General features: G+C 54.0%; 16 protein-coding genes. 11 read left to right on the top strand and 5 right to left on the bottom strand.

Going from position 1 to position 21,993, the window contains the following annotated elements; genetic code table 11:
- Positions 1-150: 150 nt before the first annotated feature.
- Positions 151-2,775 carry a CHASE domain-containing protein gene (locus tag ACQYWX_RS19580; RefSeq protein WP_431686040.1) on the top strand — a complete coding sequence of 875 codons (2,625 nt, stop codon included), beginning with the start codon at positions 151-153 and terminating at the stop codon, positions 2,773-2,775.
- A gap of 1 nt (position 2,776) precedes the next feature.
- On the opposite strand, the gene ACQYWX_RS19585 is transcribed toward ACQYWX_RS19580, so the two are convergent.
- The 3 genes from ACQYWX_RS19585 to ACQYWX_RS19595 form a co-directional block, all read right to left on the bottom strand.
- A complete protein-coding gene (locus ACQYWX_RS19585; protein WP_431686041.1) occupies positions 2,777-4,261 on the bottom strand; it encodes a serine/threonine protein kinase in 1,485 nt (494 codons plus the stop codon).
- Between the two features lie 287 nt (positions 4,262-4,548).
- A complete protein-coding gene (locus ACQYWX_RS19590) occupies positions 4,549-6,438 on the bottom strand; it encodes a caspase family protein (RefSeq protein ID WP_431686042.1) in 1,890 nt (629 codons plus the stop codon).
- 227 nt (positions 6,439-6,665) lie between these two features.
- Complete coding sequence (locus ACQYWX_RS19595) at positions 6,666-7,526, bottom strand: hypothetical protein (protein WP_431686043.1); 861 nt, start codon at positions 7,524-7,526, stop codon at positions 6,666-6,668.
- Positions 7,527-7,966: 440 nt separating this feature from the next.
- Between ACQYWX_RS19595 and tssA the strand changes: the two genes are divergently transcribed.
- The 10 genes from tssA to ACQYWX_RS19645 all read left to right on the top strand — a co-directional run bounded on the left by tssA (position 7,967) and on the right by ACQYWX_RS19645 (position 20,327).
- Positions 7,967-9,235, top strand: a complete 1,269-nt coding sequence (tssA, locus tag ACQYWX_RS19600; RefSeq protein ID WP_431686044.1) for a type VI secretion system protein TssA — start codon at positions 7,967-7,969, stop codon at positions 9,233-9,235.
- A gap of 79 nt (positions 9,236-9,314) precedes the next feature.
- Entirely contained in the window at positions 9,315-9,848 is a 534-nt protein-coding gene (tssB, locus tag ACQYWX_RS19605) for a type VI secretion system contractile sheath small subunit (RefSeq protein WP_216739504.1), read from the top strand.
- The gene (gene tssC, locus ACQYWX_RS19610; RefSeq protein WP_216739503.1) at positions 9,848-11,341 is read left to right on the top strand and encodes a type VI secretion system contractile sheath large subunit; all 1,494 of its coding nucleotides are present in this window, start codon (positions 9,848-9,850) and stop codon (positions 11,339-11,341) included. The genes tssB and tssC (ACQYWX_RS19610) overlap by 1 nt, the downstream gene beginning before the upstream one ends.
- 129 nt (positions 11,342-11,470) lie before the next feature.
- On the top strand, positions 11,471-12,979 hold the full coding sequence (tssC, locus tag ACQYWX_RS19615; RefSeq protein ID WP_431686045.1) for a type VI secretion system contractile sheath large subunit: 1,509 nt from the start codon (positions 11,471-11,473) through the stop codon (positions 12,977-12,979).
- A 9-nt stretch (positions 12,980-12,988) separates the two neighbouring features.
- Complete coding sequence (tssE, locus tag ACQYWX_RS19620) at positions 12,989-13,480, top strand: type VI secretion system baseplate subunit TssE (RefSeq protein WP_011398024.1); 492 nt, start codon at positions 12,989-12,991, stop codon at positions 13,478-13,480.
- Positions 13,480-15,309, top strand: a complete 1,830-nt coding sequence (gene tssF / locus ACQYWX_RS19625) for a type VI secretion system baseplate subunit TssF (RefSeq protein WP_216739501.1) — start codon at positions 13,480-13,482, stop codon at positions 15,307-15,309. The genes tssE and tssF overlap by 1 nt, the downstream gene beginning before the upstream one ends.
- Positions 15,273-16,394: a type VI secretion system baseplate subunit TssG gene (gene tssG / locus ACQYWX_RS19630; protein ID WP_127971766.1), complete on the top strand. Its 1,122-nt coding sequence runs from the start codon at positions 15,273-15,275 to the stop codon at positions 16,392-16,394. Before tssF ends, tssG begins: the two co-directional genes overlap by 37 nt.
- Positions 16,391-19,150: a type VI secretion system ATPase TssH gene (gene tssH, locus ACQYWX_RS19635; protein WP_431686046.1), complete on the top strand. Its 2,760-nt coding sequence runs from the start codon at positions 16,391-16,393 to the stop codon at positions 19,148-19,150. Before tssG ends, tssH begins: the two co-directional genes overlap by 4 nt.
- A 25-nt stretch (positions 19,151-19,175) precedes the next feature.
- A complete protein-coding gene (locus tag ACQYWX_RS19640) occupies positions 19,176-19,877 on the top strand; it encodes a transposase (protein WP_011398028.1) in 702 nt (233 codons plus the stop codon).
- Positions 19,878-19,913: 36 nt separating this feature from the next.
- Positions 19,914-20,327, top strand: a complete 414-nt coding sequence (locus ACQYWX_RS19645; protein ID WP_431686047.1) for a VOC family protein — start codon at positions 19,914-19,916, stop codon at positions 20,325-20,327.
- A 137-nt stretch (positions 20,328-20,464) separates the two neighbouring features.
- Here the strand turns inward: ACQYWX_RS19645 and ACQYWX_RS19650 are convergent, their stop codons facing one another.
- Together ACQYWX_RS19650 and ACQYWX_RS19655 are read right to left on the bottom strand one after the other, a co-directional pair.
- A complete protein-coding gene (locus ACQYWX_RS19650) occupies positions 20,465-21,028 on the bottom strand; it encodes a hypothetical protein (RefSeq protein ID WP_431686048.1) in 564 nt (187 codons plus the stop codon).
- Positions 21,025-21,975: a LysR family transcriptional regulator gene (locus ACQYWX_RS19655; RefSeq protein ID WP_431686049.1), complete on the bottom strand. Its 951-nt coding sequence runs from the start codon at positions 21,973-21,975 to the stop codon at positions 21,025-21,027. The genes ACQYWX_RS19650 and ACQYWX_RS19655 overlap by 4 nt, the downstream gene beginning before the upstream one ends.
- Positions 21,976-21,993: the final 18 nt, after the last annotated feature.

The following is a 21,993-nucleotide window of genomic DNA, read 5'->3' on the forward strand; positions in this document are numbered from 1 at the left end:
CTCCGGCGGCGCGCCCATCAGCGCGTCGCCGCGTCAATGGACAGGAGGCGGAAGTCTCCTTGACAAGTTCAGCCCCGCCAACTGAACTTTCCATAAGCGCCAATGATCAATCGGCCGTCTCGGCGGCGGCCAGCAACGCATTAAAAAAGGATGGCGAACATCAGACCTCAATCCGGCAACGCATTTTGGGCCTCCGTCGCCCCTCTGTTCAGACGCCGCCTACTTGCCGCCTGGGGAGTGTTGATCGCCAGTTTGGCCATGGTGGTTCTGGCCGCCGGCGTTATTCGCAATCAGGAGCAACTCAGCGCCGAGCGACAGTTCCAACTCTATGTCGATGAGATTTCCTCTCTCATCACCCAGCGCATGCGCGATCATGAGCAGATCCTGCTCGGCGGCGGCGCGTTGTTCAAAGCCAGCAATGAAGTCAGGCGCGACGAGTGGCGCACCTATATCGAAAGCCTCAACCTGAACAAGAACTATCCGGGCATTCTCGGCGTCGGCTACTCCGTCGTCATCCCCAGGCATCAACTCGCCCAACATATCGCAACCGTAAGAGCTGAAGGATTTCCCAACTATGTCGTCAAACCTCAGGGCGACCGGGAAATTTACTCCGCTATTATTTATCTGGAGCCTTTTCTGGGACGCAACCTGGCCGCATTCGGTTACGACATGATGTCCGAGGAGACTCGCGCCGCCGCTATGCGACAAGCGGCGTCATCAGCGGAAACCGCCTTGTCCGGGAAAGTTACGCTGGTGCAGGAGACCCATGGGAAAGTGCAGTCCGGATTTCTCATGTACGTGCCTATCTACGCCAAAGGCGTGATCCCGGAAACGGAACAGGCGCGCTGGCGCGCCTTGCAAGGCTTCGTATACAGCCCCTATCGCATTGACGACTTAATGGCCGGCATCCTTGGGCCGCGCCGCTTACAGATTTCATTTCGTATCTACGACAACAACACCATCAGTGACGAAACGCTGATGTTCGAAACGGAGGAAAACGATTTTCACACAGGGCTACAGGAGATTGAAGGGACGCCTCCTCCCCGCTATACCGCCTCGCGTACGCTGACTTTCTATCAACATGACTGGACGGTTGTGTTTGAGAACACGCCAGCGTTTGAGGCCAACGCGATCACGCATCTGGACAAATTGGTGGTGGGACTCGGCGGTGTGGTCAGTCTGTTGTTGACGCTATTAGTCTGGTTCCTGTCATTCCGGCGGGAGCAGGCGTTAGAGCTGGCCAAGCGCATGACGCAAACTATTCGCGACAACGAAACCCGCCTGCGCCAAAGCGAGGAACGCTACCAGTTGGCGGTGCGCGGGTCCAATGACGGGATCTGGGACTGGAACCTGGAAACCGGCCACATGTATTACGCTCCTCGCTTCCAGGCTCTGCTCGGTTATGAGGAAGGCAGCTTCAGCAACACCTTCACTGAGTTTGAGCAGAAAATTCATCCCCAGGACAAAAACCCGGTTCTGCAGGCCATCAAGGCGCATCTGGAGAGCGAATCGCCCTATGACATCATGCATCGATTGCTGACCCGCTCCGGTGAATGGCGCTGGTTCCGCTCCCGGGGCGCCGCCATTCGCAACAAAGAGAATGTCGCCATCAGAATGGCCGGCTCGATCTCCGACATCCACCAGCAAAAAATGGCGGAAGCGGAGGCGGAAGAACATGCGCAGCATACCCAGGCGATTCTGAATAATATCAACGACGGCATCATCACCGTGGATGAGATTGGCTTCATCGCTTCCTTCAATCGGGCGGCGGAGCGCATATTCCACTACAACGCGGATTCCGTCATCGGCTACAACCTTAAACGATTATTCGCCAACTATTCCGACGATGACGCCTCGGAAACCATGTCTGACTATCTATCCGCCTCCATACGCAGCGACGCCAGCGGCGAAGAGCATGAAATAGAGGGCGTACGCCAGAACGGCGAGCGCTTTCCCGTGGGCATATCCGTGTCGGAAGTACACCGCAGATCGGAACGTTTGTTTATTGTGGTGGTGCGTGACATTACCGAGCGAAAACGCGTCGATCGCATGAAAAATGAGTTTATCTCCACTGTCAGCCATGAACTGCGCACCCCACTGACCTCCATCACCGGAGCGCTCAGTCTTCTGTTGAACGGCGCCGTGGGCCAGCCGACGGAAGAATTCGCCCGTTTTTTGCAAATCGCCTACAAAAACAGCCAGCGACTCGCCCTGTTGATCAATGACTTGTTAGATATGGAAAAAATCACTGCTGGCGGCGTGAAATATAGCTTTTCCGTCGAGCCCGTGATGCCGCTGGTGGAGCAATCCATTGACACCAATCTGGTTTATGGCCAGCAGCATGAGGTGGAGTATCAGATCACCCACCGTGAAGATGGGAGTCTCGTGAACGTTGATCCATTGAGGTTTCAGCAAATATTGGCCAACTTTCTCTCCAACGCCGCCAAATTCTCTCCGCAAGGTTCAACCGTGAACATCTCGGTGCAGCGTCGGGAGAACTACGTGCGCATCTCCGTCACAGACCGCGGCCCCGGCATTCCGCCAGAGTTTTATACCCGCATCTTCAAGAAATTTTCCCAGGCTGACTCCTCTGATCGCCGACAAAAAGGCGGCACCGGGCTGGGCTTATTTATCTCCAGAGAATTGGCCAAGGGCATGCATGGACGGATTGATTTCGAATCTGAAGTCGGCAAAGGCGCGACTTTTTATGTGGAGCTGCCCCTGGCGTCCGGCTCGGTCCAGGGCGCTATCGCTCCCGAACCGGAGGAAGCCTGAGCTACTTTTTCAGCTGCGTCGCCAGCTTCGATAATTGCTCGGAGCTGGGAAACAATTGACTCCCGGTGGTAGCTTCAGCCAAAGCCATCTGCGACTCTCCCTGATCCCGCAACTCATCAATGCGAGTCACCAAATCGTGTTCCAGAGTCTTCAGCCCCTCTTGCGCCACCTGGTTAGTAGGATCAATCTCAAGCACAATTTTATAGGCGTCATAGGCGCTGGAGCCGGAAGGAGTCACCAATCGTCCCTGCAAGCGATGGACTTTGGCCACCTTGAGCAACCGTTCAATCTTGGCGGAAATTTCCGGATTCAGGCTTTGCACTTCAGTGCTGGCGGGACGTACAGGGTTGTCAGTATTTGCAGTTGACGCATTTTGAGGCGTTGAGCCGTTTTGGGCGCTATCAGGGTTACTATTGCCATTGTTATCAGCATGTTGAGCGCCGTTGTCGGATTGCCTGGAAATCGCTTCCGTTCCATTAACACTGCTCGGGACCAATTTGGTCGTCTCAGCGGGAGGCGTTACGCCATTCTGCCCCACCGAAGGCATCAAAACGTAAAGCAACCCTGCCGCCGCCACAGCCAGCAAACCACCGACGCCCGCGAACATAGGGCCCTTGATATTACCGCTTTTTTTACCTTCCGCCGCCTGCATCAATCCCTGAATAAAATCTTCCGCAGACTGGTAACGTTTCTCTGGACTCTTCTCCAGGGCTTTTACGACAACTGCGTCATAATGCTTGGACAAAGTCGGTATCAACATTGAGGGCAGTTCGGGTTTCGCGTGCAGAATCTTCTGCATGATCGCTGTCGGCGAGTTGGCGTTAAAACAATGCTCATTGGTCAACAGCTGATAAAAAATAATGCCAGCGGCGAACAAATCCGAACGCGCGTCTACCGGCAGGCCCTGACACTGTTCAGGAGACATATACCTGGGGGAACCGATGATGGTGCCCACCCGGGTCAGCTCGGAAGACTCCAGTTTGGCCACGCCAAAGTCGGCGATTTTCGCTACGCCATTCTTGGTAATAAAGATGTTGGCGGGCTTCAGGTCACGGTGAATGATGCCATGTTCATGGATATGACCGAGACCGGAAAGCACGTCCGTCATGATCTTCAGGGTCTTGTCGATGGGAAAGCGCTGTCCGTCGTCGAGCGCGCTTTTCAGCTCATACCCCTCTACATACTCCATGACGAAAAACGGCGCGCCATCCTGATCGCCAGCGTCGAATACATTAATCACATTAGGGTGGGATATCTTGCCCGCCGCCCGCATCTCGTTACGAAAACGTTCGCGGAATTCACCTGTCACGTCCGCGCCCAACAACTCCGGCAGCAATACCTTGACGGCGACGATGCGTTCAAAATCAGGGTCAAAACACTGATACACCACCCCCATGGCGCCGCGCCCCAGTTCGCGCTGCACCTTGTATTTGCCGAAATACTGAGAGTCCATTGAGGCGGGATCGAAAATTTGCGTATCAGACATCGTTCAATTACTGTCCAGCGCTATCAATTAATTCAAAGGGTTAGGTCCGCTTGTCCAAGCACTTCGCCTGCTCACGCAAACGCTATATGGGAAGCGCTATTAGTATAACTATAGCGTCAAAATCCGAAGTGCCTGGAGTAAGCCGGGAAATCGTCAGTGGAAAAATAATAACGTCTTACTGTCAGTTTCATCCAGCAAATTAATGCTCTACGAAAAAAGCGACGTTTGCGGTGGGAGAATTAAAAAGGGGGCGGAAGAAGTCCGCCCCCTAGGGAGAGTATGTCGAATTAGATGGATTTCGCTTTTACGAAGAAGAACTCACCTGCTTCATGGCCCGCGTATTTGATCGCGCCATAATCTGGGATCTGATCAATACCGAATTGCTGTGAGCGCTTACGCACATCGCCGAGCACAGAGATAAACAGACGGTTACCGTCCATCAAACCATTGTTGGTGTTCAACGCTTCGATAAACGCCCGCGCAAACACGGAGTGATCGCCGCCGCCGCTATCCAATACCGGACGCACGCCTCCCGACGTCAGCACGGTGCGAGCTTTGACATCGACCATCAGCTCCAGCCACTCTTTCTGCAGTTCGTTTTCCGCCACTGCGCTCTGACGCGCCACTGAGGCGGTAGACAGAGTGCCTGCGTAACAGGAGTCCGCCACCACCATCACATGCTTGGCTTTAAAGGTGTTCAACTGGTCGGAAATCGATACGTTGGACAACCAATTCGCCGTGTTGCCCGGCTCCGCGTCCACCGGCAGCCAGTAGCCGCGATCATTCTGCGAATCCAACTCGCCATGACCTGCATAGTAGATCAGCAGGTTGTCATGCTCCGTCAGTTTTTCACGCATTTCGTTTAGTGCGGACAACAGCTCATAGCGCGTCGCGTTAAGCAGCAGTTTAGTGTTGAAGCCGTATTGCTTGCTCAGCATTTCTGCAATGGTGCGGGCGTCTTTTTCCGGTGTTTCCAGATCCGTGTAGTAGGCGTAATCTCGGTTGCCGATCACCAGCGCGTAATAGCGGCCAAAGCTGACGCCATCGAACTTAGGCGACTGTGAGCTGGCGTCAAACTCAATTTTCTGAGTGCGGGACTGATTCGCCGCCTGATCAAGGAACATGGAAAAGCCGAAACCGACGCGCTGATCCACTTTATCCGTTGCGTTCATGGCGACGTCTGTTTTACGCCCTTGTACCGGCACCTTGATAAAGAACAAGTTGAATTCATCAACATCAACTCTCTTGCCGTTCACCGTGAACGACTTCAAGCCTGCGGGGGAATCGACTTTACCGATAATCTCTTTCTCGCTCACCGCGTTGCGCAACAAGACGGTGGGGCCACTGCGAGTCAACGAAATAGGAGGATCAAGGATCTGGATGGAAGGTGGCGCCAGAGTGGGGTCTAAGCTTGCTACTTCAAGCGTCGCAGTCTGAGTGGCCTGATTGGCTTTGTCACGCTCCTGCTTAGCCAGCTGTTCCGCCCTCGCCTTTTCGGCAGCGCGACGTTTCTCTTCCTCTGTTTGCGCCTTGTACTGCTCCAGCTTGCTTACTTCGCCTTGCAGATTGGACAGTTCTCTCTGCAGGGCATCATTCGCAATGATGGTGGACGCATATTGCAGATTGTCGCCATCCAGGCCTGAGGCGCGACGATACCAGTTCAACGCCATGATAGGGTCTTTATTAACCCCAAGTCCTTTTTCGTAAAGATTGCCCAGGTTAATCTGAGCCCGTGTGAAATTCTGGTCCGCGGCGCGGCGATACCAAACCGCAGCCACTTCATAATCCGGCGCCAGTCCCAAACCTTTTTCATAAATCTCGCCGACGTATGTCTGCGCTTCAGCATCTCCGGATTTGGCCTGCTCCAGCCAGACTTTCAACGCAGTGGAGTAATCAGCTCTATCAAAGGCGGTGAATTCGCCTCCTCGAATAGCGCACTCAGAGGCAGTCGTCTTAATCGGGCGGCGGGCGGTCAAAAATCGGGCATTGGCCCCTAACTGACGAATCTGCCCTGGCAACAGACAGTCCACCACCATTAATTTGTCCGCTTCCGTTCCCTTATCGCCAGCCTGATCCACCGGCTGACTGCTGCACGCAGCCAAGGCGCCCGCTGCGACCATGACAGGCAGCCCCCATGGGGTACGCTTTTTTAATGACCTGTGCTGTTTACTGCTCATACCTTGTCTGCGTGTCATAATTCATCTCACTTTTATCAACGCTGCTGTACTGCCCTGGCGTCACCGCAAACGATGGCGCCTCCTGCTTATCCGAACAGGCAACAGATAAAGCGACGTTCTCGCCCAAAACCCTGAACGCCGACGTCCGGCCTCCGCTCGATACAAAGAATAATTTTTTACAAATAAAGTATTGATCGCATCCAACGCCTGTGCAACGCGATTATTGTTTATCTTTGTCGGCTTATAGTTGCTTTTAGCTGCGAAACAGCTTCATTTATCTCCGCCCAATAGAGTCGCCAGTCGCCATGCTTAGTGGCGGGGCCTAACTGAATAATCGCTTGCTGCCGCGCAGCTTCCTTTTCTATCCATTCCGGCTTCACGGTCTCATCTCCGCTGGCCGCCCAATGCCATTGCCTGACATCACGATCAAGAGGCGGCAAAACAGCTGGATCGAGAGATCCCGTCAACCTGGAGAAATTGTGTCCTGACGTCCATGCCGCCACATCCAAATTTCCAGACAGCGTCATCACCGCTTCAACATTATTCATCCGCGCCGCCAGCAGCATCGCCAGGGTCCCGCCGCCACTATGCCCCAGCAATAGCAGTGGGCGATCGCCAGCTTTCATTCGCAGAGCCTGAGCCATCGCCGTCACAACTTCTTCACTGTAACGACCATGCGTATACCAATAGGCGAAACAAGGCTGCGTTTCCGGCGGTTTTTCCCTATCCCAGGGCGCTGGGGGAAAGCGACTGGATCTGGCTCCGAAATAGCAAGGCCTCCCTAGATACAATGCTTCACCCTGCCATTGTCGATACCAGTCAAACATAAGAGGATCTGGAGACGTTGGATCGGAGGAGATGCGCCAAGGGCGACTCCAAGGCAGGCCGTCTCCCTCTATTGCAACAATCAGGGGCGCTTGCAAGTCGGATTCACCGGGCACACCTTCTGTACTTATAGCTGCTCCATTCTTGTAAGCCAGCCACATATTAAAGTCGTCAGCGTTCACATAGCCCGCCACGCCATCTTCCACATCCGGCGGTGTAGCAAGGCCTGCGCATCCAGTAACAAAAGGACACAATAAAGCCATTAGTAAGACAATGAATTTACCGCGCTTTTTTCCCTTAACAAGGCAATGTAAAGCCCCCCAAGCCAAACTATACAAACCTGCTTTTTGCAAATTATCCCAACCTTTAATAAATCCATTTCCGTTCAGTAATTAGACCTGAAAACTGGGTCCGCCAAATGCACGACACCCAGCTAAACCATTCGCCCTAATCCCAAAAGGAAGCTTTTAAAACAAAGGGCTAGCGCCAAAAAAGTAAGGGGCGAGCTAGCCTGAAAGCGAATACTTTAGTATATTAACCGGCCTTCCCGGAACCCTGGACAAGGGTTGTGAGAAGCCCCCTGCCAGCCGTGAAAAACAAGGTTCACGACCGGCCGATGTCTTAAACAACATTGATTTCAGGGAAAAATCGGACATACTCCTCTATTTCCGAGCGCCGAACGATTTTATGGAGTAAATACATTATGGCGTCTGACAATATTATTGAGTTAGAGCCTTTCTTCTCGCCAATCAGTGACGAGAATCCATCCGGAACCGACCTAAGAGATGAAAACGACAGTGACTTCAGCGCCGCCAAGGCCGCGCGTCGCAAAGTCGTATCTCTGGCCAAGGCTGCGCGCTTTGACGCCAACGGCGAACTGGAGCTGGTTGAACAATGGCGGGAGATCCGTCGTCTCGCCCCAACAATTCTTAAACGCAAAAGCAAAGACCTTGAAGTCGCCGCGTGGTTTACCGAAGCGTTACTGAAACTGGAAGGTTTCACCGGACTTCGCGATGGTCTTCAGATCATTAAAGGCTTGGTCGAAAACTTTTGGGACACGGTCTACCCGCTTCCTGACGAAGATGGCGTAGAAACCCGCATCTATCCACTGATATCGCTCAACGGCGAGGACGGTACAGGCACACTGGTGCTACCGATCAAAAATACGCCATTGACTGACGATACGGAAAACGTGCTGACTCTGACTTCTTACGGTCGCCTTCAGGACGCTCTGGACATCGAAGATCCAGAAGAGCGTATTCGCCGCTTTGAAGAGCTGAGCCTTAGTGAGGATATCGTTAACCAGCAACTCCTCACCGTGAGCCCCGACAAAGCGCAGAATATTTATGAAGATATTCAGGAAGCGCTGGCGTTATGGCAGGAGATCGGCGAACTGGTCGACGCCAAATGCTCAGAAAGCGGCAGCAAAGCCAGCCTTCCCACCAGTGGCGTCAAGAATGCGCTGCAGGAAGTTGAAGAGCTGTATAAGCGCCTGATGAAAAACAAGCTGCTTTCCGATGATGATGAAGCGCCGATGCAGACCGATGACGGCCAATCAGGCGGAAACAATGGCGGTGGAGGCGGTCAGCAAATGAGAGGCGGCGTTGCGCACGGACCCTTCAGAAGTCGCGAAGACGCTATCAACCATCTATTGGTGATCGCCGAATATTTCCGCAAGACAGAACCACATTCCCCCCTCTGCGGAGCCATTGAAAGAGCCGCCAGCTGGGGTAGAATGTCTATTCAAGAACTGCTCATGGAGCTGATACCTGACGAAGAAGCACGGGCGCGCTATGCTTTAATGACGGGTATTCAAATTGGCGAAGACGCAGCTCCAATCGGCCAGTTATCGCAAACGGCGAGAGCGGTCACCATTCCTGAGCCAAAAGCGAAAGCCGAGGATGCTTCCGAGCCCGAGCAAAGCTCGAGTGAAAACTGGGGTAGAGACGGAGGCAGTGGCGAGGGTTGGTGACAAATCAACAGATTAAAGGGTTAAAAATTTTTTTGACGCTTAACCGGATACCTACAGCTAAATCAAAGAGGACTTAATAATGTCAGATAGCCTACAGGATAAATTAAACAGAGTCCGCAAGCCGCGAGTGCACATTACTTATGATGTGGAAACTGGTGGTGCGGAAGTCAAAAAAGAGCTGCCATTTGTAGTTGGGGTCATGGGCGATTACTCAGGCGACAATACTGACGCCAAGAAATCCCTGAAAGAGCGCAAGTTCGTCAACATTGACCGTGACAACTTCAATGAAATCATGGAGAAAGTCGCTCCCACTTTGGACCTCAAAGTACAAGACGAAATTTCCGGCGACCCTGACAAGCAAGTAGGCATGAGTCTCGCCTTCAATTCTATTGAAGATTTCGAGCCACAGAACATCGTTAAACAAATTCCAGCGCTGAAAGAGCTGTTGGAAGCGCGCAACCGCCTGCGCGACCTGCTGAGCAAGGCTGACCGCTCTGAAGAGCTGGAAGGCTTGCTGGAACAGGTTCTATCTGACGCAGACAAGATGGCGGTATTGAGCAAAGAAGTGGAAGAGCGTAGCCCGGCCAAAGATGAAGACGGAGGAGATGCCTAATGAGCGACGCAGAATTACAAGGTCAGGAATCCGGAGCAGCGGAAGAATCCAGCTCCAGTCTGCTGGACATGGCGATTACCGCCACCAAGCAAACCGAGCCTGAGCAAGCCCAGGACCTGATCGCAAACCTGGCGAAACAAGCGGGCGCAGGTATGGTCAAATGGGACCGCAACCTCACCGTCACCATTAATAAAGCGATTGATCAGATCGATGCGTTGATGTCCAAGCAATTGGCGGCCATCATGCACGACGACAAATTCCAGAAGCTGGAAGGCTCCTGGCGCGGTCTGCACCACCTGATCATGAATTCCGAGACCAGCTCCTCGCTGAAAATCCGCATGCTGAACATCGGCAAGCGTGAGCTGTACAAAGACCTGGACAAAGCGGTTGAGTTCGACCAAAGCCAGATCTTCAAGAAAATCTATGAGTCAGAATTCGGCACCGCAGGTGGCGAGCCTTACGGCGCGCTGATCGGCGACTTTGAATTCTCCAACCACCCGGAAGACGTAGAGTTGCTGCAAAACATGGCGGGCGTTTCAGCCGCTGGTTTCTGCCCCTTCATTTCCGCTGCTGGCCCACAGATGTTCGGCTTTGATGACTTCACCGAACTCTCCACCCCGCGCGATCTGGAGAAAATATTTGAGACTCAGGAATACATCCCCTGGCGCAGCTTCCGGGATTCCGACGACTCCCGTTTCGTCACCCTGGTTATGCCGCGCGTATTGTCTCGCATGCCCTACGGCAGAAACGGCAAGTCCATCGAAGACTTCAACTATGAAGAGCTGCCGATCGACTCCAAAACTGGCAAAGCCGCGAACGTCGAGCACGACAAGTTTGCGTGGATGAACGCCGCCTATGTTATGGGCACCACCCTGACTCAGGCTTTCGCTGAACACGGCTGGTGTGTAGCGATTCGTGGCGCAGAGAATGGCGGTAAAGTAACTGGCCTGCCTTCTCACTTGTTCGTCAGCGATGACGGCGACGTTGACCAGAAGTGCCCGACCGAAGTGGGCATCACTGAACGTCGTGAAGCTGAATTGTCCAAACAAGGCTTCCTGCCCCTGTTGCACTACAAGAATACTGACTATGCCGTATTCTTCGGTTCACAGACCTGCCAGAAGGCCAAGAAGTTCGACAAAGCCGACGCGACCGCAAACGCAGCGATCTCCGCAAGACTGCCTTACATCATGGCTACCTCGCGCGTCGCTCACTACCTGAAGGTAATGGCTCGCGACAAGATCGGCTCCTTCATGGACGCCAAAGGCGCAGAACGTTGGTTGAACAACTGGATCAACACTTACTGCAACAGCAACCCGGACGCATCGCCCGAATCCAAGGCGAAGTATCCATTGGCTGAAGCGCGCGTTGAGGTTAAAGAGAACCCAGAATCTCCTGGTTCTTTCAGCGCCGTTGCTCACTTGCGCCCATGGCTGCAAATGGAAGAGCTCACCACTTCTCTACGTCTGGTTGCGGAAATTCCTAAGTCTGGTTGATAAAACCGCTCAGGAACAGTAAGCGACATGCTTGGGCCGGGCCTGCTCTCTTAGAGTGCAAGCCCGGCTTAAATTTTAGAATTAAACCAATAAATAAACGTTCTCCGGGCAGACTTACGCAAATCCAAGATGCAGAATAAAGTATCTCCAAACGACAACCCCATGCCGTTTACCTACGGAGTTGTGCAGAAGCGCACGCAGGGGCCAAGCTCCGCTGAAGTGATCGCGCTCAAGAAGATACTTCAACTGATCAAACTTCCAGATTGGTGTTACGAGGACAAAGCCGCCGGTAAGCCACTGGATTACGACTACCTGATTCTTTGGCTGCAAAGAGCCGTCGCCCAGATCGACAACAAGATCATCAACCAGATCAACCATATTCTTCACCACAGCAAGTTTCAGGATTTAGAGCGCGCCTGGCGCAGCCTGTATGACGTGGTGAGTTATTCATATGGCCGCAAGCTGGTGAAGATCCGTTTCCTGGATATCACTTGGTCTGAAATCACCAAGGACGTAAATCGCTCCGTGGAGTTCGACCAGAGTCAGTTATTCCACAAGATATACAGCGAAGAATATGATGTGCCTGGGGGCGAGCCCTACGGCATCATCTTAATGAATTTTGAGGTGGCCCATAAGCCCTTTGCGGGACACCGTTTTAACGACATTCCCACTCTGGAGCGTCTGGCGGAAATCGGCGCAGCGTCCTTTTCGCCGATACTGCTTAACGCCGCGCCCCAGTTGTTTGAAATGGCGAGCTTCCCGGAAATCACCAGCCCGATCAGCCTGAAGCAACTTTTCAGCGAACAGGACTACATTTCCTGGAACAGTTTGCGAGATCACCCTGACACGCGCTTTTTGGGACTGACAATGCCCCGCGTGCTGATCCGCAATCCCTACTCTATTCAGATCGCCCCACATGGCGGGCTGCTTTTCTCAGAAAAGCGCGCTCAGGCTTCCAATGAAAACTACTTGTGGGGATACGCCAACTTTGCGTTGGCCAAAGTATTGATACGCGAATTCACTGAAGTAGGCTGGTTTTCGCATATTCGCGGTTTGCTTCGCGATCACATGGCGGGGGGCGCCGTCGACAATCTGGTCGTGGACGCTTTTGCTACGGACGCCAAGAAAATCGCGCATAAGCCGATTGTTGACGCCGTTTTTTCCGACGAACGCGAACGCGCGCTCAGTGAGCATGGACTCATTGCGCTCTGTCAGTGCTACGACGTTCCCATGGGCGTGTTTTACAGCACCCCCACCCTGCACCGTGCGAAAGTATTTCAGGACCGGATCGCCAGCGCCAACTCCAGGCTGTCCTCACTGCTACAACATGTTTTGTGCGGCTCCCGCTTCGCCCACTATATCAAAGTGATTACCCGCGATATGATCGGCTCCGTGAGGCGGGCGGAAGACTGCGAGCGCGAGCTGCAGCGCTGGCTGACTCAATATGTCACCTCGCAGGAAGACGCGGACTGGTTTATGCAGGCGCGTTATCCGCTGCGTGAAGGCTCGGTGCAAGTCAAAGAGATACCCGAGAAGCCCGGCTCCTTCGCCACCACTATTTACTTGCGCCCACATTATCAGGCCGATCGCCTGGTGTCGGAGCTGCATCTGACGACAGAGGTTAACACCGCTAGTTAAGGGATTCGGATGACGAAAATAAGTAAGAGCCAAAAACTGCGCCCTTCGGTGCTGGACCGGCTGATAGATGAGAGGCCGGACCTGAAAGTTGAACCGGAAAAAAATCGCCATCAGGTGCTCAACGAGCTCCGCGAATCCGTGCGCCGCGATCTTGAGGACCTCCTCAACACGCGCTATCGCCCTATCTCCGCATCCGACAATCTGCGTCAGCTGGACGAGTCGCTGATCAACTACGGTCTGCCCGACCTGCACACTATCAACTTCCTTAGTGCGGAAGGTAAAAGTCAGTTCTGCCGCACAGTGGAACAACATATCGCCATGTTTGAGCCCCGCTTTAAGTCTGTCAGGGTCATAACCCTGGATGAGGACTGGGCGGAAGGCGCCACCTTGCATTTCCGCATCGAGGCGGTGTTGTTCGCCGAACCGGCTCCCGAGGAAATCTCCTTTGATTCCTCCCTGGAGCCGATTTCGGCTATCGTCAACGTTCAGGAGGCGCGTTAATGAGCGACGAATTATTACCCTATTACGAGAAGGAACTGGCCTACCTGCGCCAGTCCGGCGCGGAGTTCGCCCGCGTACATCCCAAGATCGCCGGTCGGTTGCGCATTTCCGGCGACGTGGTGGAAGACCCACACGTTTCGCGCCTGCTGGAAGGCGTCGCGTATTTGAACGCCCGTATTCAGTATCGTTTGGAGGATGATTTCTCCGAACTTTCAGACGCCCTGCTTGACCAGCTCTATCCACACTATTTGCGTCCGATACCCTCTATGGCGGTAGTGCAGTTCAGAGCGGCGAAAGATCTGGATGGCCCCTTACATGTCGCGCGCCATTCACGCCTGGAGAGCGACGTATTCCAGAATAAAGTGTGTCGATTCAGCACCGGTTACGACCTGGATCTGCTTCCGATCGAAGTCACTAAAGCAAGCCTCAAGGAGCGCCCTTTTATTGCTCCCGGATCGCAAACCGTGCAAGGCGCTTCTGCGGTGATTCATGTTCGCCTGGAAGGTTTCGCGCCGGAAATCGATTTAGGGCAACTGCCGCTGGATAAGCTCCGCTTTTTCCTGCGCGGCCAGTCGCAATACGCCTATTCACTCTATGAATTGCTGATGAATCACTGCGTGCAGATCGTCGCGTCCAAAGGCGCTGACGACGTCAACCCGATGTTCCTTCACAGCAGTTGTCTGCAGCCGGTCGGATTCGCCGAGGAAGAGGCGCTGATTCCAACGCCGCCGCAATCCTTCCCGGGTTATCGTCTGCTTACCGAATACATGGTGTTCCCGGAAAAATTCCTGTTCGTCGACCTGACTGGCCTTGGCGAACGCTTGAATGAAAAATTCGGCCCCAACCTGGATTTGTATTTCTATCTGAACAAGTCCCATGCTGAACTCGAGCGCAATCTGGAAGCCAGCAATTTCGCCCTGGGTTGCACGCCGATCATCAATCTTTTCAAACATCGCGCCGAGCCCATTGATATCGAGCATGATCAGTACAGCTATCCGATCATTCCCGATGCGCGTTTCCCGGATAACTATGAAGTGTATTCCATCGATCGCGTCCAAGGTTTAACCGGCGATGGCAAGAAAAAAGAATACAAGCCCTTTTATGGCTTAAGTCACTTTGATATTGGTCGAGAAACCCAGCTTTTCTGGCACGCCCAGCGCTATCCAAAAATTGGCGGCGAGCTTGGCAACGAGCCCGGCAGCGAGCTGGAAATATCTCTCGTGGACCTGAATTACGCGCCAGCGAATTTGTCCGACGAGACCCTGACCGTCGACGTAATGTGCTTCAATCGCAATACGCCTGAGAAACTGCCCTTCGGCGGCGGACAGCCTCGCTTCACCTGCCTGGACGTAGGCGTTTCCTTGCGCGGCATCGACTCTTTGACGCACCTGACGCCCACAGTACGGCCACCATTGCGGGATGGCGCGCGCTGGCGTCTTGTGTCGCATCTGACATTAAACTATTTATCGCTCGATAGTCCGGAAGCCATTGACGTACTTAAAGAAATTTTGGCGCTATATGATTTTCAGGACAGCGCGGCCTCACGGGCGATCATCGCCGCCGTGGTCAACGTACAGACCCGGCCGATGACGGCGCCGATCACAATCGGCGGCAAAACCACCGTGTGCCGTGGGGTGGAAATCGAAGTCACCTTTGACGACAACCTGATGTCAGGCAACAGCACCTTCCTGTTCGCCTCGATACTGGAAAGGTTCTTCGCCATGTATTGTTCGATTAACGCGTTCACCCGATTAATTGCCCGAATCAAAGGGCGACAGGATATTCTCAAGAAATGGCCACCGAGAATCGGCTCCCAGCCTCTCATCTAACCAAACGGCTGCAGCAGGACCCCTGGCGGTTCGATTTTTTCCAGCTGGTGCGTCTGCTGGAGCATTTCGATCCGCAGGATGCGCGACCTCGCACTCCTCTGGGGGGATTTTACCCGCCCAGGAACGAGCCCGTGCGCTTCGTCGTGAATCCCAGCATGGGCTTCGAAGGCGGCGCTGTAGACAAGATCACCCGCGGCGGCGATAAGTCGCTGGCGTCTCGCGATCAGTGGGCGATGTCTGTTAATTTCTGGGGACTGGTCGGCTCGCGCGGCGTACTGCCGTTCCATTATCGCGACCTGATTCTGCAGCGTCTGCGGCAGAAAGATAAGTCGATGAAGCACTTCTTCGACTTATTGGACCACCGCACCCTGTCGCTGTTTTATCGCTCCTGGAAAAAGTACCGCATTCCGCTGACTTTTGAGGCCAACCACCAGCTTGACCCCAAATACAACCGCGACCGGCATGCGGAGATGATCAAAGGACTGATGGGTCTGGCCAGCATGCGCAGCGCCAAGTTCTATCAATCGTCCGGCGATATATTCAACGTCGCCGGACTGATGAGCCGCGGCGTGTGTTCCGCTGAGGCGCTGTCGCAAGCCATCCGACAGCATTTTGGCCTCAAGGTGAGCATCCTGCACTTCCGCGGACAATGGCGACGCATGCCGGACGACGTGCAAACCCGCCTGGGGGGCAGCCGCTTCCCCGGCGTGAATCACTGTCTGGGACAGCAGGCCATTCTGGGTGAGAAGACCTGGTCGGTGCAGAACCGTTTCACCGTCCACTTCGACGACATCGACTACCCACGTTTCCTGTCCATCGTTTCCGGCACGGAAATCCTGGGAGCCATGTACAAGCTGATTCGAACTATGGCGGGGGTTGCTCTAGACTTTGACTTATCGCTTAAAGTCCGGCAGGACCGACTGCCAAACAGCCAGCTTGCGCACCCAACGGCGCCGCCGTTGCTGGGCTGGAACTCAAAACTGTTTTCAACACGACAACAAGATCGGTTCATTACCGTGTCTGTATCCCGGCACGCAATGCAGCGAACTATAGAAAGACTACAAAAGAAAAGGGAAACCTTATGATTGAGTTAAACTTACGCCAACTCATTGAACCCACCACTTCCGTCGTACGCAAATCGCTGGAAGATGGCTTGCGTCTGGCCCAGCAGGAGCGTCACAGCTCACTGGAAATCGAGCACGTGCTGCTGAAGGTGCTGGAGCAAAGCGACAGCGATCTGGACCGAGTGCTTGAACAGCTGGGCGTCGACATCGGCAAAATCAGCAGAGAACTGAGCCAGACCGTAGGCAAATTCCACCGCGACAACCCCCGGGATATGGTGCCCTTTTCACCATTGGTGGTGGATGCGCTAAAAGCCGGCTGGCTGCTGGCGTCAGTGGAGATGGGCGTAAACTTCATCAGCTCCGCGCATCTGTTCGCGGCGATCATGTCGCACAACACTATGCGCAACCAGCTGCTGAGCTCAGTCAAAACCCTGCAGGAAATCTCCCTGGAGAAAGTATTGCCGGCGGTGAAAGCCGTCACCGGACAATCTTCCGAGAGCCGCGCCTACCTGAAAGCCGCTGCGGGCGGCGGCGCTCCAGCGGCGCCGACAGCGCAAGGCGGCGCGTTGCAGAAATATACTGTCAACCTGACCGAAAGAGCGCTGAACAACGAAATCGATCCTGTATTGGGTCGCGACCCGGAAATTCGTCAGTGTATCGACATTCTGACCCGTCGCCGCCAGAACAACCCCATCCTGACCGGTGAAGCCGGCGTTGGTAAAACTGCCGTCGTTGAAGGTCTGGCGCTGCGCATCGCGCAAAAAGACGTACCGGAGCCTCTGCAAGGCGTACACATCCATGTTCTGGATCTTGGTTTGTTGCAAGCCGGCGCCAGCATGAAAGGCGAATTCGAGCAGCGTCTGAAATCCGTTATTGAGGAAGTCAAAGCGTCTCCTGTGCCCATCATCATGTTTATCGATGAGGCGCACACCATGATCGGCGCAGGCGGTAAAGAAGGTCAAGGCGACGCCGCCAACCTGCTCAAGCCTGCGCTGGCGCGCGGCGAACTGCGCACCATCGCCGCCACCACTTGGGCGGAATACAAGAAATATTTCGAACGCGACCCTGCGCTGACCCGCCGCTTCCAGGTGGTGAAAGTGGAAGAGCCGTCTGAAGCCGTCGCGATCGACATGCTGCGCGGCATCTCAAAAATCCTGGCGATACACCACAATGTGCGCATCTCTGATGACGCCATTGTCCAGGCGGTGAAACTGTCCGCACGTTACATTCCAGGCCGTCAGTTGCCGGACAAAGGCGTGAGTCTGCTCGACACCGCCTGCGCCCGCGTATCCCTGAGCCAAAGCGCCACGCCGTCTTTGATTGAGGACACCCGTCGCCGTATTCAACAGATCGACACCAACCTTGACCTGATTTCCCAGGAGAATATCTCTTCCGGTGAATATCACGAGACATTGGATCTGCTCACTGAAGAAAAAGCCGCTTTGGAAGCTTCTCTCGCTGCGCAAACCGAGCAGTGGGAGAAAGAAAAAGACCTGATCGCCAAAATCCTGGATGTGCGCACCAAGCTGGAGCAAGACTTCCAGGCCAAGAAAGGCGCTGAAGACGCCGGCGACCGCCTGAGCGACGAAGAAGTCGCGGAACTGCAGGTGGAGTTCAAGAACCTGTTCTCCGCCCTGGCGTCCGCGCAGGGAGATCAGCCGTTAATGATGCCTCACGTAGATGGCCAGGCTGTGGCGGAAGTTGTCGCCAACTGGACCGGCATCCCGGTCGGCAAAATGGTGAGCGACGAGATCAACGGCATTCTGAATCTGCATGATCAGTTGGAAAAACGCGTTATTGGTCAGTCCCACGCTCTGGAAGCCGTCGCCCAGGCGATCCGTACTTCCCGCGCAGGCCTGACGGACCCACGCAAGCCCATCGGCGTCTTCCTGATGGTCGGTCCCTCCGGCGTAGGTAAGACCGAAACCGCTCTGGCGCTGGCGGACACGCTGTTCGGAGGCGAGCAGAATCTGACCGTCATCAACATGTCCGAGTTTAAAGAAGAGCACAAAGTTTCCATGCTGTTGGGTTCTCCTCCCGGATATGTAGGTTATGGCGAAGGCGGCGTGTTGACGGAAGCCGCTCGTCGGAAGCCCTACTCAGTCATTTTGCTGGACGAAATGGAGAAAGCTCACCAGGGCGTGCAGGACGTGTTCTACAACCTGTTCGACAAGGGCACCATCAAAGATGGCGAAGGCCGCGACATCGACTTCAAGAACACCGTCATCATCATGACGTCCAACGCTGGCGAAGAAGCAATTCGCGCTATCTGCTCGCAGTCTGAAGAGAAGCCGGAGCCGGATGTCATGCTCGACAGCATGCGTCATGAGCTGCTGAAGTACTTCAAACCCGCGTTTTTGGGCCGCGCCAACGTTATTACGTATTATCCGTTAGACGACGAGAATCTGTTCAAAATCTGTCGCATCAACATGGATCGTATTGCGCGGAGAGTACGCAATCACTACGGCGCCGCATTCACCTACGACGAAGACGTATTGCTCAACATCGTCGCCCGTTCGCAGGAAGTGGATACCGGCGCGCGTAATATCGAACATATACTGAACCGCACCGTGCTGCCTGAACTGTCCACCGAATGTCTGAGCAGACTGGCGAACGGGGAGCATATCGAGCATATCCACATCAGCGCCACGGAAGAAGGTAACTTCGGTTATCTGTTCAATGCAGACGCCGCGGCTGCAGCGTCTGCGGAACCGCAGGCGGTGGTGGATACTGATGTCGACGCAGATGTGGATGCCGATGCGGACGCAGCCGAATAATTAACAGGAGTGCAACTGGACGCGCATGGCGAGAAAAACACGATTTAATCTTACCGGCCATCCACAACTTATCATGCAGCGGGGGCACAATCGCCTCCCCTGCTTCTTTGATAAAGAGGATTATCTGTACTTCCTTGAATGCGTGGGCAAGGCGTCTGAACAATATCAGTGCTACGTACATGCGTACGTGTTACTGAAAAATGAGTTCAACTTGCTGGTCACGCCGCACATTGAAAACGGCATCCCTCAGATGATGCAGTCTTTGGGACGCCGTTACGTGCAGTATGTGAATCACCGCTACCACCGTAGCGGCACGCTGTGGGAAGGCCGTTATAAATCCAGTCTGATTGATTCCTCCGGCTATATGCTGACGTGCTATCGCTATATCGACTCCCTGGCCGTGTTTCGCGGCCTGGCGCCGAATGAATCGGAATACCCCTGGTCAAGCTATCATGCGCACGCCAGGGGCGAAGACGAACTCGGCCTGATTCGTAACCATCCCATGTATACCGATCTCGGGGATGATGCGGAAGAACGCCAGCAATCGTTCCTGGATCTCATGCAGTACGAAATGGAACCCTGGATACGCCGGCATATCGAGCAGACATTACTCAATGAACTGGTATTAGGCGGAGACCGCTTCATCAATCAGATTGAAGATCTGGTGGACCGACCTGTCCGGCCGATGAAACGAGGCCGCCCCCCGAAAGACGCAGCGAAATCCTGATCGGATTCGCTCAGTCCCAATGTACATGGAGGCGCAATGAAACCAAGAATCAGCATGATCACACTGGGCGTTGAGGATTTACAGCGCTCCGTGGACTTCTACGAGAAAGGCCTGGGTCTGCCCAAGATGCCAATGGAAAGCGCCAATGTGGCGTTTTTCACCCTCAACGGGACCTGGCTGGGCCTCTACCCTCGCCACTTGCTGGCGGAAGATGCGACAGTGCCTGACAACGGCTCAGGCTTCAAAGGCGTCACCCTCGCCCATAACCTGGCGTCCAAGGAAGAAGTGGATGCACAGATCCAACAGGCCGTCGAGGTCGGAGCCAAACTGGTCAAACCCGCTGAAGACACCTTCTGGGGCGGCTACTCCGGCTATTTCGCCGATCCTGACGGCCACCTGTGGGAAATCGCCTGGAATCCTCACGCCTGGGTTGGGCCTGAGGACAAGTAAAATTAATAGTTATATAGCCATGTCGTAACGCGACATGGCTTAAACATAAGAGGCAAGACACTGATCTGAAATAGCGGCAGAAACCCAAGCGCTCAATACCTCTCAGCTTTTCAAAGAAACAAAAAGAGCCTATCGGCCTAACTCAAATCATCAATAATTCTTTCAAGCGTCTCTTCGTTTATACGTTGCTTCCTGGTGCGCCAATGGTCTCTAAGTTCGTCAGCCGTAATCTCGTACTCATCGCCCAACACCACTCTCAAAGCCCAGGCCAACAGGTGGTTCGGCGTATCCCAACCGTCATACAATGTATAAACATGGTGATCGCATAAATGGACCCAAGATCCTGTGTCGATAGACATAACAAACCAATCTCCAATGGGGTCGCTACCTAGAGAGTAAAAACTTGCGCCGTCTTTGAAGTCATCCAATTGTCCAGCGAAATCAAAACCCAGACCGTACTGCTTCAAAGGCCAGAGATAGGGAAAACGTCCTTCGGTGACAAGCCTGATATAAGTTTCCAACCACCCATGCCAGTTTGCATCTACGCATCCCCTGTAAGGTTGTATTGCATTACTGCTTACTTTGGGGGAGGAAGCATATTGAATCTGCCTTATGTATTGGCTTTCCCTTAAAAAATGCTCGGGGAAATAGTCCTCGCCTATCGGTGAAGTGATGACGTCAATAATTTCAAAGTTACTCATTTGCTCTCCAATCCCGATCTACGGGCTTTTGATACAGCAGGCAATTCACCAAGCAAGCTCGGTATGCGTCTGGTTTCTTCCGTCAGGAAATCCAGTAACAGCTGGGTGCGTCTAAGCAGGATATTGCGGTCGTTCCAAACCACATGCACTTCCCTGTTGGCTCCCTCCCAATCACGCAGTATCTGTCGCAGGTCGCCGCGTTGCAGGTCCTCCCAGACCAGGGAAACGGGACATAACATCCACCCTCCGCAAGTTTTCAGGATATCGATCGCCAGAGACAGGTCATTGATGTGAGCGCGAGGACGCCAGTCGATATTCACCATCTCGCCTGTATGGCGGTGACGCAGACGGCGAATGCTCTCGGATATTGAAGCCACCCAGGGCCAGCGCCCCAGTTCTGAAGGGGTTAATTCTGCGCCTTGCGCCTCGATTTCCGCGGCGGCGTCAGGCGTCGCCACCAGTACCGTGCGGATCGACCCCAGGAGTCTTTGCCGTAATGCGGAATTGGCGAGCGGTCCGACGCGCACCGCCAGCTCCGCTTGCGAACCAGTGAAATCTTCCACCCTGTTATTTAGCTGCAAAGTCAGCTGAATATTGGGATAACGGGACATAAAGTCCCCCCACAAAGGGCGTAGCGGCCCATTGGCCAAGTTCACCGGGGCCAACACACGGACCTCGCCCTCTTCCGCCGAAATATCCTTTTTTATCAACGCCATTTGTTTATCGAGGCTGGACAGATGCAGGTACGACTCATCAAATACCTTTCGCCCCGCAGCAGTCAGTTGCAATCGCCGTGCGGACCGATGCAATAGCTGGCACCCCAGTTCGGCCTCCAGCTTCTGCACCCGCCGCGTTAACGTCGGCGCGGGAACTCCGGCAGCCGTAGCCGCTTTAGAAAAACTACCAAGTTCCGCCACTTTTATGAATAACGCCAAGTCATCAAGCATGATTTCAAATTTGGAATT

This window comes from Hahella sp. NBU794 (assembly GCF_050749805.1).
GTDB lineage: Bacteria > Pseudomonadota > Gammaproteobacteria > Pseudomonadales > Oleiphilaceae > Hahella.